General features: G+C 34.3%; 16 protein-coding genes. 9 read left to right on the top strand and 7 right to left on the bottom strand.

Going from position 1 to position 18,133, the window contains the following annotated elements; translation table 11 throughout:
- The first annotated feature begins 11 nt into the window (after positions 1-11).
- Complete coding sequence (locus V6246_RS14890; RefSeq protein WP_341561232.1) at positions 12-785, top strand: hypothetical protein; 774 nt, start codon at positions 12-14, stop codon at positions 783-785.
- A gap of 15 nt (positions 786-800) precedes the next feature.
- On the opposite strand, the gene V6246_RS14885 is transcribed toward V6246_RS14890, so the two are convergent.
- Positions 801-3,428 (bottom strand): DEAD/DEAH box helicase family protein, encoded by a 2,628-nt coding sequence (locus V6246_RS14885; RefSeq protein ID WP_341561231.1) that lies wholly within the window; start codon positions 3,426-3,428, stop codon positions 801-803.
- Between the two features lie 53 nt (positions 3,429-3,481).
- Here V6246_RS14885 and hemB point away from each other — a divergent pair, with 53 nt between their 5' ends.
- The 7 genes from hemB to V6246_RS14850 all read left to right on the top strand — a co-directional run bounded on the left by hemB (position 3,482) and on the right by V6246_RS14850 (position 10,351).
- Positions 3,482-4,474 carry a porphobilinogen synthase gene (gene hemB / locus V6246_RS14880; RefSeq protein ID WP_341561229.1) on the top strand — a complete coding sequence of 331 codons (993 nt, stop codon included), beginning with the start codon at positions 3,482-3,484 and terminating at the stop codon, positions 4,472-4,474.
- 189 nt (positions 4,475-4,663) lie between these two features.
- Positions 4,664-5,749, top strand: coding sequence for a CNNM domain-containing protein (locus V6246_RS14875; protein WP_159019120.1), 1,086 nt, complete (start codon positions 4,664-4,666; stop codon positions 5,747-5,749).
- Positions 5,749-6,222: a methylated-DNA--[protein]-cysteine S-methyltransferase gene (locus V6246_RS14870; RefSeq protein WP_341561227.1), complete on the top strand. Its 474-nt coding sequence runs from the start codon at positions 5,749-5,751 to the stop codon at positions 6,220-6,222. Before V6246_RS14875 ends, V6246_RS14870 begins: the two co-directional genes overlap by 1 nt.
- Position 6,223: 1 nt before the next feature.
- On the top strand, positions 6,224-6,748 hold the full coding sequence (locus tag V6246_RS14865) for a DUF4442 domain-containing protein (RefSeq protein ID WP_341561225.1): 525 nt from the start codon (positions 6,224-6,226) through the stop codon (positions 6,746-6,748).
- Between the two features lie 65 nt (positions 6,749-6,813).
- Entirely contained in the window at positions 6,814-7,965 is a 1,152-nt protein-coding gene (locus V6246_RS14860; RefSeq protein WP_341561224.1) for a serine hydrolase domain-containing protein, read from the top strand.
- Entirely contained in the window at positions 7,962-8,675 is a 714-nt protein-coding gene (locus V6246_RS14855) for a 3'-5' exonuclease (protein WP_159019116.1), read from the top strand. The genes V6246_RS14860 and V6246_RS14855 overlap by 4 nt, the downstream gene beginning before the upstream one ends.
- A complete protein-coding gene (locus V6246_RS14850; RefSeq protein ID WP_341561222.1) occupies positions 8,675-10,351 on the top strand; it encodes an ABC transporter ATP-binding protein in 1,677 nt (558 codons plus the stop codon). The genes V6246_RS14855 and V6246_RS14850 overlap by 1 nt, the downstream gene beginning before the upstream one ends.
- A gap of 347 nt (positions 10,352-10,698) precedes the next feature.
- Here the strand turns inward: V6246_RS14850 and V6246_RS14845 are convergent, their stop codons facing one another.
- The 6 genes from V6246_RS14845 to V6246_RS14820 all read right to left on the bottom strand — a co-directional run bounded on the left by V6246_RS14845 (position 10,699) and on the right by V6246_RS14820 (position 17,511).
- A complete protein-coding gene (locus V6246_RS14845) occupies positions 10,699-11,352 on the bottom strand; it encodes a CoA transferase subunit B (RefSeq protein ID WP_159019114.1) in 654 nt (217 codons plus the stop codon).
- A gap of 88 nt (positions 11,353-11,440) precedes the next feature.
- Positions 11,441-12,142 (bottom strand): CoA transferase subunit A, encoded by a 702-nt coding sequence (locus tag V6246_RS14840; RefSeq protein WP_341561220.1) that lies wholly within the window; start codon positions 12,140-12,142, stop codon positions 11,441-11,443.
- Positions 12,143-12,441: 299 nt separating this feature from the next.
- On the bottom strand, positions 12,442-14,778 hold the full coding sequence (locus V6246_RS14835) for a penicillin-binding protein 1A (RefSeq protein WP_341561218.1): 2,337 nt from the start codon (positions 14,776-14,778) through the stop codon (positions 12,442-12,444).
- A 48-nt stretch (positions 14,779-14,826) separates the two neighbouring features.
- A complete protein-coding gene (locus tag V6246_RS14830) occupies positions 14,827-15,324 on the bottom strand; it encodes a gliding motility lipoprotein GldH (protein ID WP_445819002.1) in 498 nt (165 codons plus the stop codon).
- On the bottom strand, positions 15,308-16,723 hold the full coding sequence (locus V6246_RS14825; RefSeq protein ID WP_341561216.1) for a PSP1 domain-containing protein: 1,416 nt from the start codon (positions 16,721-16,723) through the stop codon (positions 15,308-15,310). The genes V6246_RS14830 and V6246_RS14825 overlap by 17 nt, the downstream gene beginning before the upstream one ends.
- A 272-nt stretch (positions 16,724-16,995) precedes the next feature.
- Positions 16,996-17,511, bottom strand: a complete 516-nt coding sequence (locus V6246_RS14820) for a CvpA family protein (protein WP_341561215.1) — start codon at positions 17,509-17,511, stop codon at positions 16,996-16,998.
- 147 nt (positions 17,512-17,658) lie between these two features.
- Between V6246_RS14820 and V6246_RS14815 the strand changes: the two genes are divergently transcribed.
- The gene (locus tag V6246_RS14815; protein WP_042496862.1) at positions 17,659-18,015 is read left to right on the top strand and encodes a hypothetical protein; all 357 of its coding nucleotides are present in this window, start codon (positions 17,659-17,661) and stop codon (positions 18,013-18,015) included.
- The last annotated feature ends 118 nt before the right edge of the window (positions 18,016-18,133 follow it).

Genomic DNA, 18,133 nt, shown 5'->3' with positions numbered 1-18,133 from the left:
CAAACTACATTATGAGTAAAATATTTCAACGCGTGTTTTTAATTATTAATTTTAAAACACTCTTGATCACGGGTTTATCCATCGCTTCTACAGCATTTTGCTTACATTTTGAAATTAAGGCAGATTTCCCATTAACCTTAATTGGTACTGCTATTGTGTTCCCAATTGTTTTTTCTATTGGTGGCGCTTACAAACGTCGTGAAGTTGCTTTAGATGAATATGGCTCAATAAAAGCTCATGGCCGCGCGTTGTTTTTTGCGGTTTCCGATTGGCTAGAAAATCCACCTCAAGAGCTCAAAGATGAATTAAAAGAAAACCTGAGAAACCTTTTAAACTCATGCCGCCACGTTTTTAGTCACCCTAAAGAACAACTAGAAGAAAATGAAAAAGGAGTCTACAGTAGCTTTGAAGATCTCTCTAAGTTTATAAAAAGCATGCGTGCACACGGCTTACCTTCTGGTGAAGCATCACGTTCTAATCAGTTTTTAAGTAAAATGATGATTTCATTCGAGCGCATCAAGCATATTTACCAATACAGAACACCAAGAACACTTCGTACCTATAGTGATATTTTCATTGTGCTTTTACCAATTATTTACGGACCACATTTTGCGCACAACGTAACAAGTTATAACTACGGGTTGGAGTTTGCTGTGCCTATTATGTTTAGTGTAATTTTAGTTGCTCTAGACAACATACAATCGCATTTAGAAAACCCTTTCGATCAACAAGGTGAAGATGATGTTTATATTAATGTCGATAAATTTATAAGAAATTTAGATTAAGTTTTTTCAACTTAATTACTTCCAAACCATAACCTCTTTTGATACTTTTTTAAAAGCATTATGCACATGCGCCAATCTAGCTTTTAATAGTAATCTTCGACCTTCCCTATGCCTTGTGTAAAACAATTTACTTTTGCCAATATGCATGTTCCAATGTTTGTGAAAAACTAAAGCTTTCGTTTTTTTATCTCCAAAAATTTCAGGAACCGGATAGAAGTTTTCAATATCTAGTCCCTTTCTAAAGAAACTACTTTTAATAATAAGATATCTTGGTGAATTTATTGGGTTTATAATTTCGCTTAACGCTTTAGAAAACACAGCACTCTCGTAAGCATTTCCGCCAAGTAAACTGCACGATACATCTCCTTTATTTACAAGACTAGATGTTACAATTAACGCCTCTTTATTCGTTGTTATATAATTCAACTCAACCATAGTATCCAATATGGAAAGTCCCATATTTTGTATTTTTTTGTACAGATATCCATGTTTTATATAAAGCGTTATGGCACGATATAACTTAAGTCCAAACGAAAACAAAAAGGCCGCTAGAAATGCATAAATAAAATATAGCACACCACGTTGTATCACGAGGTTTATACCTCTTAAAATAAACTCGACATAAAACACAGAAACAGCAAGCATTAACTCGACTACAAAAAAGCGAATAGCATCAAAATAATATAATTGTCGCTGTCTAGTAAAAGGTTTATCGCCTATATAAAACAGCCTCACATCTTTGGTTAATCTTGTTCCTTTACCAATAGAGTCTTGCCATTTTTTGGTGGTTTCACTTCTATCTTTTGCACGTTTTAAAGTCACTTCATTTAAAACATCAATATCTTCTTCTAAAAAATGTTCAGGAAAATTTAAACGATCAATGCCGTTAGAAATAAACGGAACATCATTATTAGTAACACCTACAAAAGCATCAAAACGTCGCTTTAAAACTTCAACATCTCGCCCACCGCTTGCATCTGTAACATCTACACAGGCTAAATGCCATATATTACCAGTTTTATCAGGCTTATCGGCATCTTTTCTAATAGCACGACCACGCATTTGATTAGATGAAACAAACGAACCAATAAAGGAAGCTAAAATTAAACTATTGATAGAAGGTGCATCCCAGCCTTCACCAAGCAACGATTTTGTACCCACCAGAACTTTAATACCTCCATCTTCAAAAAGTTTTGTAATAATACTTACAATGCTATTTTTTGTTTTAATTTTAGATGAAACCACTAAAAAATCGACATCAATTTCTAAAGAAGAAAATGAAAAATCATCGCAACTTTCAATCTTATCAAAAGCCTTCAATACATTTTTATGTACAATAACTAAGCTTCCTGAAAGCACCGCTAGGTCTTCTTTATGCGAGCAGCTACTTCTTATAAATTGAAATATTGGCATAACACCAATACTATTTATAAGTTCTTTTTGCGTGTTTAAAAATTCCTTCCGAATGTAATCGGTTAAAATAACGCAGCGTAAATCTTCTTTTAAATTTTCGCGTTCAGCCTTTACAATATCAACAATACTTTTTAATTTACTCGGGCTGTTTGAGAGTGATTTATACAGCAAATTTTCACCAATAAAATCTACTCTTCTTTTTCGAAACACATCTAATTGGCGGAGTTTCTTTTCCAATCTCATCAAATACACCTCGTGATCTATCAAAAGTTCTCGATCGGACACTAATAAATTCTGAAATAAAACACCCAACCATTCTAATTGTAGCTCTGGAAAATGAATCGTTTCATCTCCCTCAAAACCAAGAAATTCAAGTTTCTCCTTTTCAATACTAATTCCGCAGGCATTTAAAAAAATAAGAATCGCCGAAAAATATTCAGTATTGCTATAAATAGCTTCTAAATGATACTTCGGGCTTTTATAAAAACGATGGGCTTTCAGAAAAGAAATAAAAATTTCATCTTCTATTAATTCATCCTTAAACGTTGCTATTTTTTCTCTGTATTCAACTATAAAATTAATCTCTAAATCTTCAGGTTTAGAAAAGTAAACAAAATCTTGATGCGGACATAAATCGGTTTCTCGAACCAAGTCCGGTACCGCAATTTCATCGTCTATTTCTCCACAAAGCTTAAAGTATTTAGCAACTTCCGTTCTATCACTATCATAAGGCGGCGTAGCGGTTAAGGCTACTAAATGAAACGGAATATTTTCTTTTAAATCTATTAGGCAAGTCCACCATGCATTTTTTAAATGATGCGCTTCATCTAAAACCAAAGTTTGAATATTATGCTTTTTAAAAAAGGCGTAATACTCATTTTTATCCTCAAAGGTTTTGTAAAAAGCATGCAACGATTGATAGGTAGAAAAGGTGATATCTTTGGGCACTTTTAAATCGAAAGAAAACGGCTCGAAATCTTCATCTCTAGTAAAAAATGTTTGTAAGCGATTTTCCCATTGATTTCTAATAGTTAAGGTTGGTGCTAAAACCAAGGTTTTCTTGTTTAACTTTCTAATAATTTCAATGCCTAGAATGGTTTTCCCGGATCCTGGAGGTGCAATAACATGAAAATGATTGTCCTCAATATGAGTATTGAAGTGTTTTAGCAAATTAGCCTGATAACTTCGCCAAGGAAAGTTAAATTCTAAAAATCGAAACGATTCGAGCAAGATAAAAAGGGTTTAAATTATTAACTTTGTATTCGATAAAAGTAATAAAAACTATGTATCCATTACGAAGAAATAGAAGATTGAGAACTAATGAAGCTATTCGTAGTTTAGTTCGTGAAACTGTAATAACTCCAAACGACTTTTTAGTGCCACTTTTTGTGGTTGAAGGCAAAGGTATTAAAGATGAAATAGCATCGATGCCAAACTATTTTAGGTATAGCTTAGATTTATTAGAAGGCGAAATAAAAGAACTTTGGAGCCTTGGACTAAAATCGGTTTTACTTTTTGTAAAAGTACCAGATCATTTAAAAGACAATAAAGGTACTGAAGCTTTAAACCCGAACGGATTAATGCAACGCGCCATTAAAACAATAAAAAACGTTTGTCCAGATATGTTAGTGATGACAGATGTTGCACTAGATCCTTATTCTTCTTTTGGACATGATGGTATTGTGCAGAATGGTATGATAGTAAACGACGAGTCGACTGCTGTATTATCGCAAATGGCTTTAACACATGCACAAGCAGGAGCCGATTTTGTAGCACCTAGTGATATGAATGATGGCAGAACCTTACAAATTCGTCAATTATTAGAAAACGAAGACTTTAAAAATACGGGGATTATGAGTTATTCAGCAAAATACGCATCGGCTTTTTACGGACCTTTTCGTGATGCTTTAGATTCTGCTCCTGTGGATTTAGTTGATGTACCAAAAGATAAAAAAACATACCAAATGGATTGCGGAAATAGAATAGAAGCAATACGTGAAACCCTAATGGATATTGATGAAGGATCGGATATTGTTATGGTAAAACCAGGCTTATCTTACCTTGATATTTTAAGAGATATTAAAAATGAAGTAGATGTTCCTGTAGCTGTATATCAAGTTTCTGGCGAATATGCTATGATAAAAGCTGCAGCTGAAAAAGGCTGGTTAAATCATGACCAAGTTATGATGGAAACCACCATGGCTTTTAAACGTGCTGGTGCCGATATTATCGCAAGTTACTTTGCTAAAGATGTCGTGAAAATTTTGAACGGATAGTTTCAAAAACCAATAAATTTACAAATCGTCAACTTAGATAAGTTAATATTTAGGTTGACGATTTTTTTTGTTTTTGTTCTTTTTTATCCGCCTTATAGCCTGCTTTTATAATAATCTAGTGGTACTTGTATTATTTCATCTTTAAATTGATTTGATTTTGTAAATTAGCATTTAACAAAATCATCATTAATGAGCGCATTAATTTTCTGGGCAACCATATCTGTTTTCTTTTCTTTTTTATGTTCTATACTCGAAGCTGTTTTACTGAGTGTAACACCAACCTTTATAAATGTTAAAAAGCAAGAAGGCAAAGATTACGCTTTAACGTTAGAAACTTTAAAGAAAGATGTAGATAAACCTCTAATTGCAATTTTAACTTTAAACACTATTGCACACACTTTAGGTGCTATGATGGTGGGTATTCAAGCAGAAAGTTTACCATACAAAATAGAGTTCTGGGGTATTAATACCGTAGGTGTTGTTTCGGCAATTATGACGTTGCTTATTTTAGTGGCTTCGGAAATTATCCCGAAAACAATTGGTGCCATGTACTGGAAACAATTGGCAAATTTTACTTCTAAAGCTTTAGTTGTTTTAATCTTCCCATTAAAATGGACAGGAATTTTATGGGTACTTCAACTTACTACAAAACTTATTGGCGGTAAAGGCCATGGTAGCGTTTTAAGTCGCGAAGGCTTTTTAGTAATGGCCGATATGGCTCAAGAAGAAGGTGTTTTTCAAGAAAATGAAAGTAAAATAATAAAGAATTTATTAACCTTTAAGGAAGTCTTTGCTAAAAACGTGATGACACCAAGAACGGTTATGCTTGCCGAAGATCAAAACGCTACGGTTGAGGAATTTTTTAACAGAAACTTAAACTTACGTTTTTCTAGAATTCCTATTTTTTCTGAGAACCCAGATAATATTACAGGTTTGGTTTTAAAAGATGAAGTTTTTAAAGAAATGGCCTTAGGGAATGGTACAAAAAAATTATCTGAACTTACAAGAAACATAATAATTGTAGACCGTAATTTACCAATACCAAAACTTTTTGAACAACTTGTAGAAACTAGAAACCATATGGCTTTAGTTGTCGATGAGTATGGATCTGTAAGTGGTTTAGTAACTATGGAAGATGTTATTGAAACGCTTTTAGGTTTAGAAATTATGGACGAAAGCGATAATGTATCCGATTTACAATCTATGGCCAGAAAAAGTTGGGAAGCACGAGCTAAAAAACTTGGTATCCTTGACGAAGACAGCCCTAAAAACTAATGGAAACCTGTATCATCAAATCGCCTTTAGGTTTTACCAAAATTGTTGGTGATATAGATGGTATTACTCAGGTTACGGTTTTAAATTCTGAAGAAAAAGAAACCGATATTATTCCTATAGAGCTTGAAGAATGCGCAACGCAACTTCAAGAATATTTTGAAGGCATACGCACAGAGTTCAGTTTAAAACTAAACGCGCAAGGCACTGATTTCCAAAAGCGTGTTTGGGATGCCTTAGAGCAAATTCCGTATGGTAAAACCACATCATACCTAGACCTTACTAAAGAACTAGGAGATGTAAAAGCCATTAGAGCAGTTGCCAATGCTAACGGTAAAAATCCGCTTTGGATTATTGTACCATGCCATCGTGTTATTGGCAGTAACGGTAGCCTAACAGGTTACGCAGGCGGACTTCACAGAAAAAAATGGCTCATAGAACACGAGAGCCCATACAAACAACAATCGCTTTTTTAGAATGTACAGAACCATAACAAAGATTGCAAAACGCTTTTTTACCGATGCTCAAATTTATAAATATGGGTTCAACTGGTCTCCAATGTACAGAAGATCAACAGGGCGATTAGTTACGGTTTCGGAAGATTTAATGTACGTTAAAATTAAAATCCCGTTAAGTATTAAAAACCGAAATTTTGTAGGTACTATTTTTGGCGGTAGCCTATTTTCGGCAACTGACCCGATTTACATGATTCAGCTCATGAATATTCTTGGAGACGACTATGTAGTTTGGGATAAAAGCGCCACCATAAATTTTAAACGCCCTGCAAAAGAAACTGTGTTTGCAGAATTTATTTTTTCCGAAGAAGATTTAAATCTTATTAAAACTGAAGTTTCTAAAAACGGAGAATTCAATTTGGTAAAAACCCTAAACATTGTAGATAAAAACGGTGCTATTATCGCCGAATTATCAAAAACTATTTACGTTGCCGATAAATTATACTACAAAGAAAAACGAAAACGTAAAACAAATTCTCCCGCTTAAAACAAACCTTCTTTTTTATTAGAATAGAATTTTATTATCTTTAGTTTCTATACTAAACCAAATAAATGACATTCCTTAAAAAACTTATTAAATGGCTCGCCATAATAATCGTTCTACTTATTGCTGTACTTTATATCACCGATACAGATTACTTAATAAAAGCCGTTAGAACCATATATCTAAAAGGCCACACCACAGCTTTTCTAGAAGATTATAAAGAACTAGATAACAGAGTGATTGAAACGGACACACCTATCCCTTGGCCAAACCATACAGATTATAATTCTGTAAAAGAGACCGAAACACTATCTGAAATCAATTCGCAAAACGGAACCATTGCCTACGTGATTATTAAAAACGATAGTATTTGGTTCGAAAATTATTACGACGGTTTTAACGCAAACTCACCATCAAATTCCTTTTCTATGGCAAAAAGCTATGTGTCGGGACTTTTAGGCAAAGCGATACAAGAGGGTTTTATAAAAAATTTAGATCAACCGGTTTGCGATTTTTTACCTGAATTTTGCGACGGATTAGCAGAAACCATGACGGTTGGAGATTTATCTAGCATGGCTTCTGGCACTAATTGGGACGAAGCCTACTACTCGCCTCTATCTATTACAACGCGCGCTTATTTTGATGACGACCTAGCGAAAGTAACAAATAGTTTAAAGGTTGTAGAGACTCCTGGACAGTCGTTTAAATACGCCAGTGGAGACACACAAATGTTAGCCATGGTGATAGAGAAAGCTACAGGCAAAAAACTCTATAATTATTTAACCGAAAGCTTTTGGAAACCTCTAAATTCTGAAAACTCAACCTTGTGGCAGGTAGATAGCGAAACTCACGATTTAGTAAAAGCCTATTGCTGTATAGCGAGTAATGCTAAAGATTTTGCGCGCTTTGGTAAACTTTACAAAGACCACGGAAAATGGAACGGCAAGCAAATTTTAGACTCCGCTTTTGTAGCAAAATCAATTAAACCACGCTTTAAAAACAGTCCGGAATATGGTTACGGTTGGTGGCTAAGAACAATAAAAGATAAACACTTTTTTATGATGCGTGGTCACTTAGGGCAGTACGTTATTGTAGAACCAAACGATAATTTAATAATAGTAAGGCTAGGACACTCTAAAGGACCAATAAAAACAGTAGCTACGTTTACCGACGATATTTCTGTGTATATAAACGAAGCCTATAAAATGCTAGAAAAATGATACGTAAACTTAACTTAGAAAACATTTTATTTCTGGATATTGAAACTGTTCCGGAAACACAATATTTCTCTGATTTAGATGAAACAAAACAAGCGCTTTGGGAACACAAATCGAAATACCAGCGCAAAGAAGATGAAACCGCTGAAGAATTTTACAACCGCGCCGGAATTTGGGCAGAGTTTGGTAAAATAGTTTGTATTTCGGTGGGCTATTTTAAAATCACGGATGAGTCGCGAAGTTTTAGAACAACTTCTTTCCATGGCGAAGAAGTTAAACTTTTAACTGATTTTAAAACCCTATTAAACACTCATTTTAATCAAGCAAAACACTTACTTTGCGGTCACAATGGTAAAGAATTCGATTTTCCGTTTATAGCTAGACGTATGATTATAAACGATATTGAAATACCACAAAAATTAAATTTATTTGGTAAAAAACCTTGGGAAGTACCACATCTAGATACTCTAGAATTATGGAAATTTGGGGATTATAAAACCTATACCTCCTTAAAGCTATTAACTAGCGTATTAGGTATTCCATCTCCAAAAGATGATATTGATGGCAGCGAGGTTTATCGTGTATTTTACGAAGAAAAAGAAATTGATAGAATTGTTACTTATTGCGAAAAAGACACCATTGCTGTGGCCCAAATATTTTTACGATTACGAGGTGATGCCATTTTAACAAACGACGAAATTATTCATATTTAATGAAGAAAAACATACTTAGCGTAACCGATTTATCCATTGCATTTAATGGCAACGAAGTCATCCATAACATATCTTTCAACCTAAAGGAAAATGAAATCTTAGGTATTGTAGGCGAATCTGGTTCAGGAAAATCGGTATCCTCATTAGCCATTTTAGGTTTACTTCCAAAGAAAATTTCTAAAATAACCTCAGGAAGTATTCTCTTTAATAATGAAGATTTAACCAAACTATCATCCAAAGCATTTCAAAATATAAGAGGAAAAAAAATAGCCATGATTTTCCAAGAACCAATGAGTTCTTTAAATCCGTCTATGACTTGTGGCAAGCAAGTACAAGAAATTCTTTTACAGCACACCAATCTATCTAAAAAAGAGGCCGAAAACGAAACACTATCTTTATTCGAAAAAGTAAAGTTACCCGACGTAAAACGCACCTATACCAAATATCCACACGAAATATCTGGAGGCCAAAAACAGCGCGTTATGATTGCGATGGCTATTGCCTGCAAACCCGATGTTTTAATTGCCGACGAACCTACAACAGCCCTAGATGTTACGGTACAAAAAGATATAATAAAGCTTCTGAAAGAATTACAGGCTGAAACCAAAATGAGTATTATTTTTATTACTCACGATTTGGCTTTAATCTCCGAAATAGCCAACCATGTTTTGGTGATGTTTAGAGGTAATTTAGTTGAAGAAGGTTTGGTTACAACCATATTTAAAAACCCACAACACAATTACACCAAAGCATTAATAAACTCGCGTCCATCATTAGATACGCGCTTAAAAACCTTACCAACCATAAAAGATTTTTTGGAAGATACAACCTCTACCGAAATTGTAACCGACCATGACAGGCAAGTAAATCATGCCAAAATTTATAGCCAACCACCGTTATTAGAGGTTATTAATGTTGAAAAGGAATATTTCTCTAGTGCTGGATTCTTTAAAAAAGCGAAATCTTTTAAGGCCGTAAATAATGTGAGTTTCAAATTATATCCTGGTGAAACATTAGGATTAGTAGGTGAATCTGGCTGCGGAAAATCGACACTTGGTAACGCTATCCTTCAATTAGATAAAGCCACGGCAGGACAAATTTTGTATAACGGTATTGACATCACAAAATTAGATAAAACTGAAACTAGAAAACTCAGAAAAGATATTCAAATTATATTCCAAGATCCTTATTCGTCATTAAACCCAAGAATGCCTGTTGGAGAAGCCATTATGGAACCTATGAAAGTCCATGGGCTATTCAGTTCTACTAAAGAAAGAAAAGAGAAAGTTATTGATATTTTAAACCGTGTTGGTCTATCTGAAGATTATTTTAATAGATATCCTCACGAATTTTCTGGAGGACAACGCCAACGTATTGGCATTGCTCGTACTATTGCTTTACAACCAAAACTTATTGTTTGCGACGAGTCTGTTTCTGCACTTGATATATCGGTACAAGCGCAGGTTTTAAACCTATTAAATGAGTTAAAAAAAGATTTCGGTTTTACCTATATCTTTATTTCACACGACTTAGCCGTTGTAAAATACATGAGCGACCAATTATTAGTTATGAATAAAGGTAAAATTGAAGAATTGGACGATGCCGATGCTATTTACAAAGCACCTAAAAGAGACTATACAAAAAAGCTTATTGAAGCTATTCCGAAAGGGATTTAATAAGGATTGTGAAATAGATTCACGCTATAACTTGGGGAAATTATAGCATGAAAATTTTCTTGGTCAAGTAAAGTAGGCCTTTTAAAAATTGCAAGTTTCCTTGTACAGATTCTTGAAATTTACTTGTTTTAAATGTAGGTTGCTCAGGTAGATTTGGTGCAAAATTCATAAGGGTTAGGTTATGGTAGATTTGGGGGAAATCTATAATTAAACTTGGTTTCTTTGTTCTCTGTAAAGATATTCTTTTCTTTGAATAAATCAGTTTAAAAACATATATTATCGATGAAATACATTAAATTTTAACATTTAAGTCAACTCACACCCACAAACCACCTAAAAACAGCTTATTAAAATTGCATCTCTGGTATGTCTCCATCAATAATTAAAGTGCCTTCTGTTGCGTTCTTTATGTCTTCTACAGAAACACCTGGAGCCCGTTCTAAAAGTTTAAACCCTACCGCTGTTACTTCTAGCACAGCAAGGTTGGTTACAATTCTTTTAACACATCCAACACCTGTTAACGGCAACGTACATTTTTTAAGAAGTTTAGACTCACCTTTTTTATTAGTATGCATCATTGCAACAATAATATTTTCGGCACTTGCTACCAAATCCATCGCTCCTCCCATGCCTTTAACCATACGCCCCGGAATCTTCCAGTTTGCTATATCTCCATTTTCTGCCACTTCCATAGCACCTAAAATAGTTAAGTCCACATGCTGACCACGAATCATTGCGAAACTCAAAGCTGAATCGAAAAAGCTAGCCCCAGGCAAAGCCGTGATAGTTTGTTTCCCTGCATTTATAACATCGGCATCTTCTTCTCCCTCAAAAGGAAAAGGCCCCATACCTAAAACGCCGTTTTCACTTTGAAATTCGACTTCAATATCTTCTCTAACATAATTTGCTACCAAGGTTGGAATACCAATTCCTAAATTAACGTAATAACCATCCTGAACTTCTTTTGCAATGCGCTTTGCTATACCTATTTTATCTAACATGATTTTGTGTCTTTATTAGTTCCGCGAAAGCGAAAACATCTTAATTGGATTCTTAATTTTAAAACTCTACCTAAAAGAATAACTAAATTTAACTGCGCGGTCTTACTGTGCGTTGTTCAATTCGTTTCTCATAACGTTCTCCTTGAAAAATACGCTGTACAAAAATACCAGGAATATGAATTTGATTCGGATCTAAGCTTCCTAGCGGCACCAACTCTTCAACCTCAGCAACAGTTATTTTTGCAGCACCACACATTACCGGATTAAAATTTCGAGCTGTTCCTTTAAAAATCAAATTACCAGCGGCATCGCCTTTCCAGGCCTTAACAAAAGCAAAATCGGCTTTAAAGGCATGCTCTAACACATACATTTTACCATCGAATTCTCTCGTTTCTTTACCTTCGGCTACTTCGGTTCCATAACCTGCAGGTGTGTAAATAGCAGGGAATCCGGCTTGAGCAGCACGACATCTTTCAGCTAATGTACCTTGAGGAATAAGTTCAACATCGAGTTCCCCAGAAAGCATTTGGCGTTCAAACTCATCATTTTCGCCAACATAAGAAGATATCATTTTTTTAATCTGTTTTTTTTGAAGTAGTAAACCCAATCCAAAATCATCAACACCTGCATTATTAGAAATACAGGTTAAACCATGAACTCCAAGTTTTACTAACTTGGCTATAGCATTTTCGGGAATACCACTCAGTCCAAATCCGCCTAACATAAAGGTCATATTGTCTTTTACACCATTTAGCGCGGCATCAACATTAGCTACTTTTTTATTTATCATTATGAATCCGTTTTACAATTAAGCTTCATGTTTTTATAAAAACATCATTTAAAGCTGCTTAAATTTACGAATAATTCAAAAGAATATTAAAATTTAAACAAATAATATTATGAACGTTTTAGTTAAATAAAATTGAACCCTAAAATCTTTCATCTCCAATAATTTATGAGTATCGTTTACACGGAAAAATTTATTGAAAAGAAACCTATTCAAGACTTAACAAATTAGCTACGAACTAAACCAAAAAAAACCATCCTTTTCAGAATGGTTTTTAATACATTATATTAAGTTCTTATGATTTAAAAATCTAAATCTTCAGGTGTATTATCATCTTGATTACTATCAGAATCGCTATCAACCTTAGAGCAATCTACATTAATAGATAAATTTTTAGGTTTTGTAAAAGCATCTTTAGAAATTTCTAAATGCTTGTCGGCATAACAGTTCTTCATGTAAACACCCCAAATTGGTAGAGCCATTGCTGCACCTTGCCCGTAAGTAATACCAGGAAAATGGACAGCTCTATCTTCGCCTCCAACCCAAACACCAGTTACTAAGTTCGGAACCATACCCATAAACCAACCATCACTTTGGTTTTGTGTAGTACCGGTTTTACCTGCAATTGGGTTTGTAAACTCGTATGGATATCCTGTAATTACTTTTCTATAATCACTTCTATAAGAATCTCTTCCTTTACCTCTTAAACGTGCACCAGAACCAGATTGGGTTACACCTTCCATAAGTTTTACGGTAACATAAGCGGTTTCTTCACTTAAAACATCTCGCGTTTCTGGTTTAAATTGATATAAAATAGTTCCGTTCTTATCGGCAATTGTTGTTACCATAACTGGTTTGGTATAAACCCCTTGGTTTGCAAAAGTAGAATAAGCACCAACCATTTCGTAAACACTAATATCTGGTGTTCCTAAAGCAATAGAAGGCACAGCAGGAATATCAGAATCGATTCCTAATTTTCTAACTAAATCTATAACCGTTTGCGGTCCCACTTTATCAATTAATCGTGCTGTAATGGTATTAACCGAATTAGCTAATGCATTCTTCAAAGAACGTGTACCACCATACTCACCACCTGAGTTTTTAGGACACCATTCTTCTGGGTTTCCGTATTTATTGGCTTCGATACAAAATGGTGTATCTGGCAACTCATCACAAGGTGATAAATGCAACTGGTCCATAGCCGCTGTATAAACGAAAGGTTTAAATGTAGATCCAATTTGACGTTTTCCTTGGTTTACCATATCATATTGAAAGTGACGGTAATTCATACCACCAACCCAAGCTTTTACATGGCCTGTTTGCGGATCCATAGACATCATACCTGTACGAAGGAATGATTTATAATAACGCATAGAATCTATAGGCTTCATGATAGTATCTACTTCTGACGCTCTACCATCTTCCCATGCAAAAACAGTCATTTCTGACGGTGTTTCAAACGAAGCTTCTATTTCTTTATCCGATTTTTTTAAATCGTATTTAAGATGCCTCCAACGTTCCGACTGTTTCATTCCTCGTCTTAATAAAGATGTGATTTCATTTTTATCAAGATCTAAAAACGGAGCTGTAGGATTCTTTTTAATGCTATTCTGATTAAAAAACTCAGCTTGAAGTCTTGGCATATGTTGTTGCACAGCATCTTCAGCATGTTTTTGCATACGAGAATCGATGGTTGTATAAATTTTTAACCCGTCGTTATATAAATTATATTTTGTTCCGTCTGGCTTAGGGTTTTCTTTAATCCAATCCTTCATAAAACCATCTAAATATCCTCTAAAGTAAGTAGCAATACCTTCACGGTGCGACTCTGGAGAATAGTTTAAATCTAAATCTGTTTTTTGAAGAGAATCTTTTACTTTTTCATCTATAAAATCGTATTTCTCCATTTGAGCTAACACTACGTTTCTACGGGTTTTAGTAAGCTCAACTCTTTTTCTTGGGTTGAATAGAGATGAATTTTTAAACATACCAACAAGCATAGCAGATTCTTTTAAATCTAACTCTATAGGCTCTTTACCGAAATAAATACGTGAGGCACTTCGAATACCATCCGCATTATTTAAAAAATCGTAAATATTAAAATATTGTGCAATAATTTCTTCTTTGGTGTATTGACGTTCTAAACGAATAGCAATAATCCACTCTTTTACTTTTTGCAAAACACGCTCTATAATATTTTTAGAGCCTTCACCATGAAATAACTGCTTTGCTAATTGTTGAGAAATAGTACTTGCTCCACCACCACTACCAAGCGTCAATATTGCCCGTAAAGTCCCTTTGGCATCAATACCAGAGTGATCTTTAAAACGTGCATCTTCCGTTGCTATTAAAGCGTTTACCAAATATTGTGGTAACTCATTATAACCAACAGGCGTCCTGTTATCATTAAAATAGAACTTACCTAGGGTTTGCCCATCGGAAGAAAGAATTTCTGTTGCTAAATTTGTTTTAGGATTTTCTAACACGGTGTGATCTGGCATTTCGCCAAAAACACCCCAAGATGCCAATAAAAACACTAAAATAATTGAGAGAATACCTCCTAAAAATATCACCCAAAACCATCGAATGTATTTTGTGAAATCTTGAACTGTAGTTGTTTCTTTTTTTGCTTTTGCCATGGTTTAAGAGCCTTAAATTATAAGCGATTTAAGTTTTAAAATTAGGGATTACTGTATTGTGGGATTTTCTATTCTAAAGCCAACATCGGTTATGCCGTCTAGGTTTACAACACCGTTTACTTTACCGCGTTCGCGCATAGCTTGATGTATATTAACCTTGTACTCGCCAGTTTCGTTAAACACAAAACCTTTTTTATACCAAAGTTTATTTTCTTTTATATCTGTATAACCTGTACCTAAAAGTTTCCCGCTAGGTTCGGCCATTTTATACTCCAAAGTATCTTTTTGAATTTTTCCGTTCGGGTTTACCATTTCAACAATTAAAAATATATTATTGAATTTATAAGCATTTGTATTTCTCAGGTTTACAAATAAATTATAAGGTTTTATAGAGTCTACTGGGGTAATATTGAAACTAACAACATTCTCTCTATTCCAAGTGTTTGGAACCGATTGATACTCATCGAAAACACGATTAGAATCGCATGATGTAAACACCAATGCGATTATTAAAAAAAACAAGAAGCTATTATTCGGTAGCATCATTATTGCTTTGTGGTTTTGGTTTTGGTTTTCTTTTATTATTCCGGTTGCGGTTATTCTTGTTTGGATTTGTATTTGGTTTATCCGTATTTGCTGGTCCATTATCTCCAGTTCTTTTCTTTGGAGCTCTTTTATTAGGTGCTGCTTTTGGAGTTCCTTCACCTTTTTGATTCGGCCCTTTTTGATTTGGGTTTTGTTTCTTTGGTGCTGTATTTGGACTCTTAGGATTAGGCCTTGGTTTTTGATTAGCATTTGGAGCTGCCCCTTTTTGGTTCGGCTTCTTTCTAGTATTTTTACGTTTATTATTACGTTTTGGACTATCGAAACGTGTTAAACTATCTTGACCAACAACATTTTCGAACTCCGTTTTAACATCTTCTAAAACATCTAAAGCGTATTCTTCTAGGCTAGCAATAGGTTCGTTCTTTTTATTAGCTTCAATAATTTCGTTAGCCTGCTCTGTAGTTATTTTGTGCCAGTTCATCCACTCACCTTCATAAGCATACCACATATGCCCTTTGAAAATGTCTGTTTTTTGACAAACTGCTGTTCCTTTACCCGTTTTTAACTTAATATCTGTTTTTGGAAAACTTTTTAAAGCATCTAAGTACGTATCTAATTCGTAGTTTAAACAACATTTTAATTTACCACATTGTCCTGCTAATTTCTGCGGATTAAGTGATAACTGTTGGTAACGCGCTGCAGATGTGCTTACCGACCTAAAATCTGTTAACCACGTAGAACAACATAATTCACGTCCACAAGAACCAATACCACCAAGTCTTGATGCTTCTTGACGGAAACCAACTTGTTTCATTTCTATACGTGTTCTAAACTCACGCGCAAAAACTTTAATTAACTCACGGAAATCTACGCGCTCTTCTGCTGTATAATAAAACGTGGCTTTACTTGCGTCTCCTTGAAATTCGATATCCGAAATTTTCATGTGGAGTTTTAAATCTATTGCAAACTGACGTGCACGAACCTTCATTGGCTCTTCTTTATCACGGGCTGTTTGCCAAATATCAATATCTTTCTGACTTGCTTTTCTGTATATTTTTAATGTTTCAACTGGCTTTACCGAAATGTTTTTGCGTTTCATTTGTACGCGTACTAATTCCCCCGAAAGGGTAACCATACCAATATCATGACCAGATTGTGCTTGTGTTGCTACAATATCTCCAATACTTAATGTTAAATTTTCAGCATTTTTATAGTAGTCTTTTCGTCCGTTTTTAAAACGTACTTCTACCCAATCAAATGGTTTTTCGCCACTTGGAAGTGACATGTTTGCTAACCAATCGAATACGGTTAATTTATTGCAACTATCTGTACCACAGGTGCCATTATTTTTGCAGCCACTAGGAGAGCCGTCTTTTGTTGAGCAACTTGCGCAAGCCATATATTTTATATATTGATTCTGAATAAAACCAAAGTTTTACCAGAAGAAGGTTTATAACTATTTATTTTGAATCTTTACTTTACAGCTGTTTAACTGTGAAAGCAAGAGTATAACACGGTTGATGAAGTATGTTTACTAAATACAACTTCAAGATGTAAAGATAAGATTATTCTAAAGACTAGAAACAAAGATTTTTGCTTTAGTAATTAATGATAATTATCTTGGTAAATTTCAATTATTTACGACGCCTTTTTCTCTGCTGCTCTATTAGATTAATCTTCGGTTTCAGGAGTTTCCGTATCTTCTTTTGGTGTTAAAATATTCGGAAAAATCATAGGCACCAAAGATTTCACAGGCATATAAAGCATAGAATCGTCCACATTTTCTTCATCTACAAAAGTAATTGCGCTATTCATTCTATCGAAAACTATTAAAACTACACTTAAAATAACTGCAATTTTTAAGGCTCCAAAAACACCTCCTGCTAATTTATTAATAATGCCAAGCGCTGCAAAATCAGCCAACTTCGTTAAAGCCTTCCCCGCAAGCGAAATAGCCAAAATAATAACAATAAATGTTACTGCAAAAGCGGTAATACTAATGGTTTTTTCGTCCCAATCGGTTTTATCATTTAAAAATTCGGCAGCAAAATCACTAAAATGGATAGCTCCATAAACACCAGCCACCAAAGCAACCAGTGAGGCAACCTCAACAAAAAGCCCTTTCATAAAACCACGAACCAACCCAAATAGAATTAATGCGCCTAAAACAATATCAATAACACCCATAGTAACAATTTAATGCAAATATAAAATAAAAGAATTTACACACTAATCCTGCTGACACAAACAATAACGGCAAATGGCCTACTATGTTATCTTAGAATAACAAAAGGTTCGTTAACTTTGCCAAAAATTTCAATTCAAAAACTAAAAATGGCAAGAGACGAAGAATTAAAGGAACGCTGGAACTTGGTTGTTAAAAAACTATCTGATCAATTTGCAGATGGAGACACCTTAGATCTTGACGCTATTATATATTTAATAGGCGTACAAGAACTCGGACAATTGGAGCGCGCTTTTAAAAAAGATCAAAAATTAGACTTAATGCATATTGCTATTTGCAAATTATTAATGCCTTACGGATATTACCAACTCGATTTTGTAGATAAAGATGGTTGGCCACATTACACAGCGCTAGAAGCTTTACCACATTTAAAAGCTGGCGAACAAAGTGTTTTAATGAAAGAAGCTATTGTAAATTACTTTCTAGAAACCGAGTATATTGATTAACTCTTTTTTAAAATTTTCAGCAAAACCAATTGCTAATTATACTTTTAAAGGCTCCATAAATTTTATATGGAGCTTTTTTTTATCTGTAAAACCTTAAAAGTAGAGCACAAAAAAAACC

Source organism: Algibacter sp. TI.3.09 (assembly GCF_038154905.1).
Taxonomy (GTDB): Bacteria; Bacteroidota; Bacteroidia; order Flavobacteriales; family Flavobacteriaceae; genus Algibacter.
Note: the sequence above shows the minus strand (reverse complement) of the source record. Positions and strands in the feature narration are given on the sequence as shown.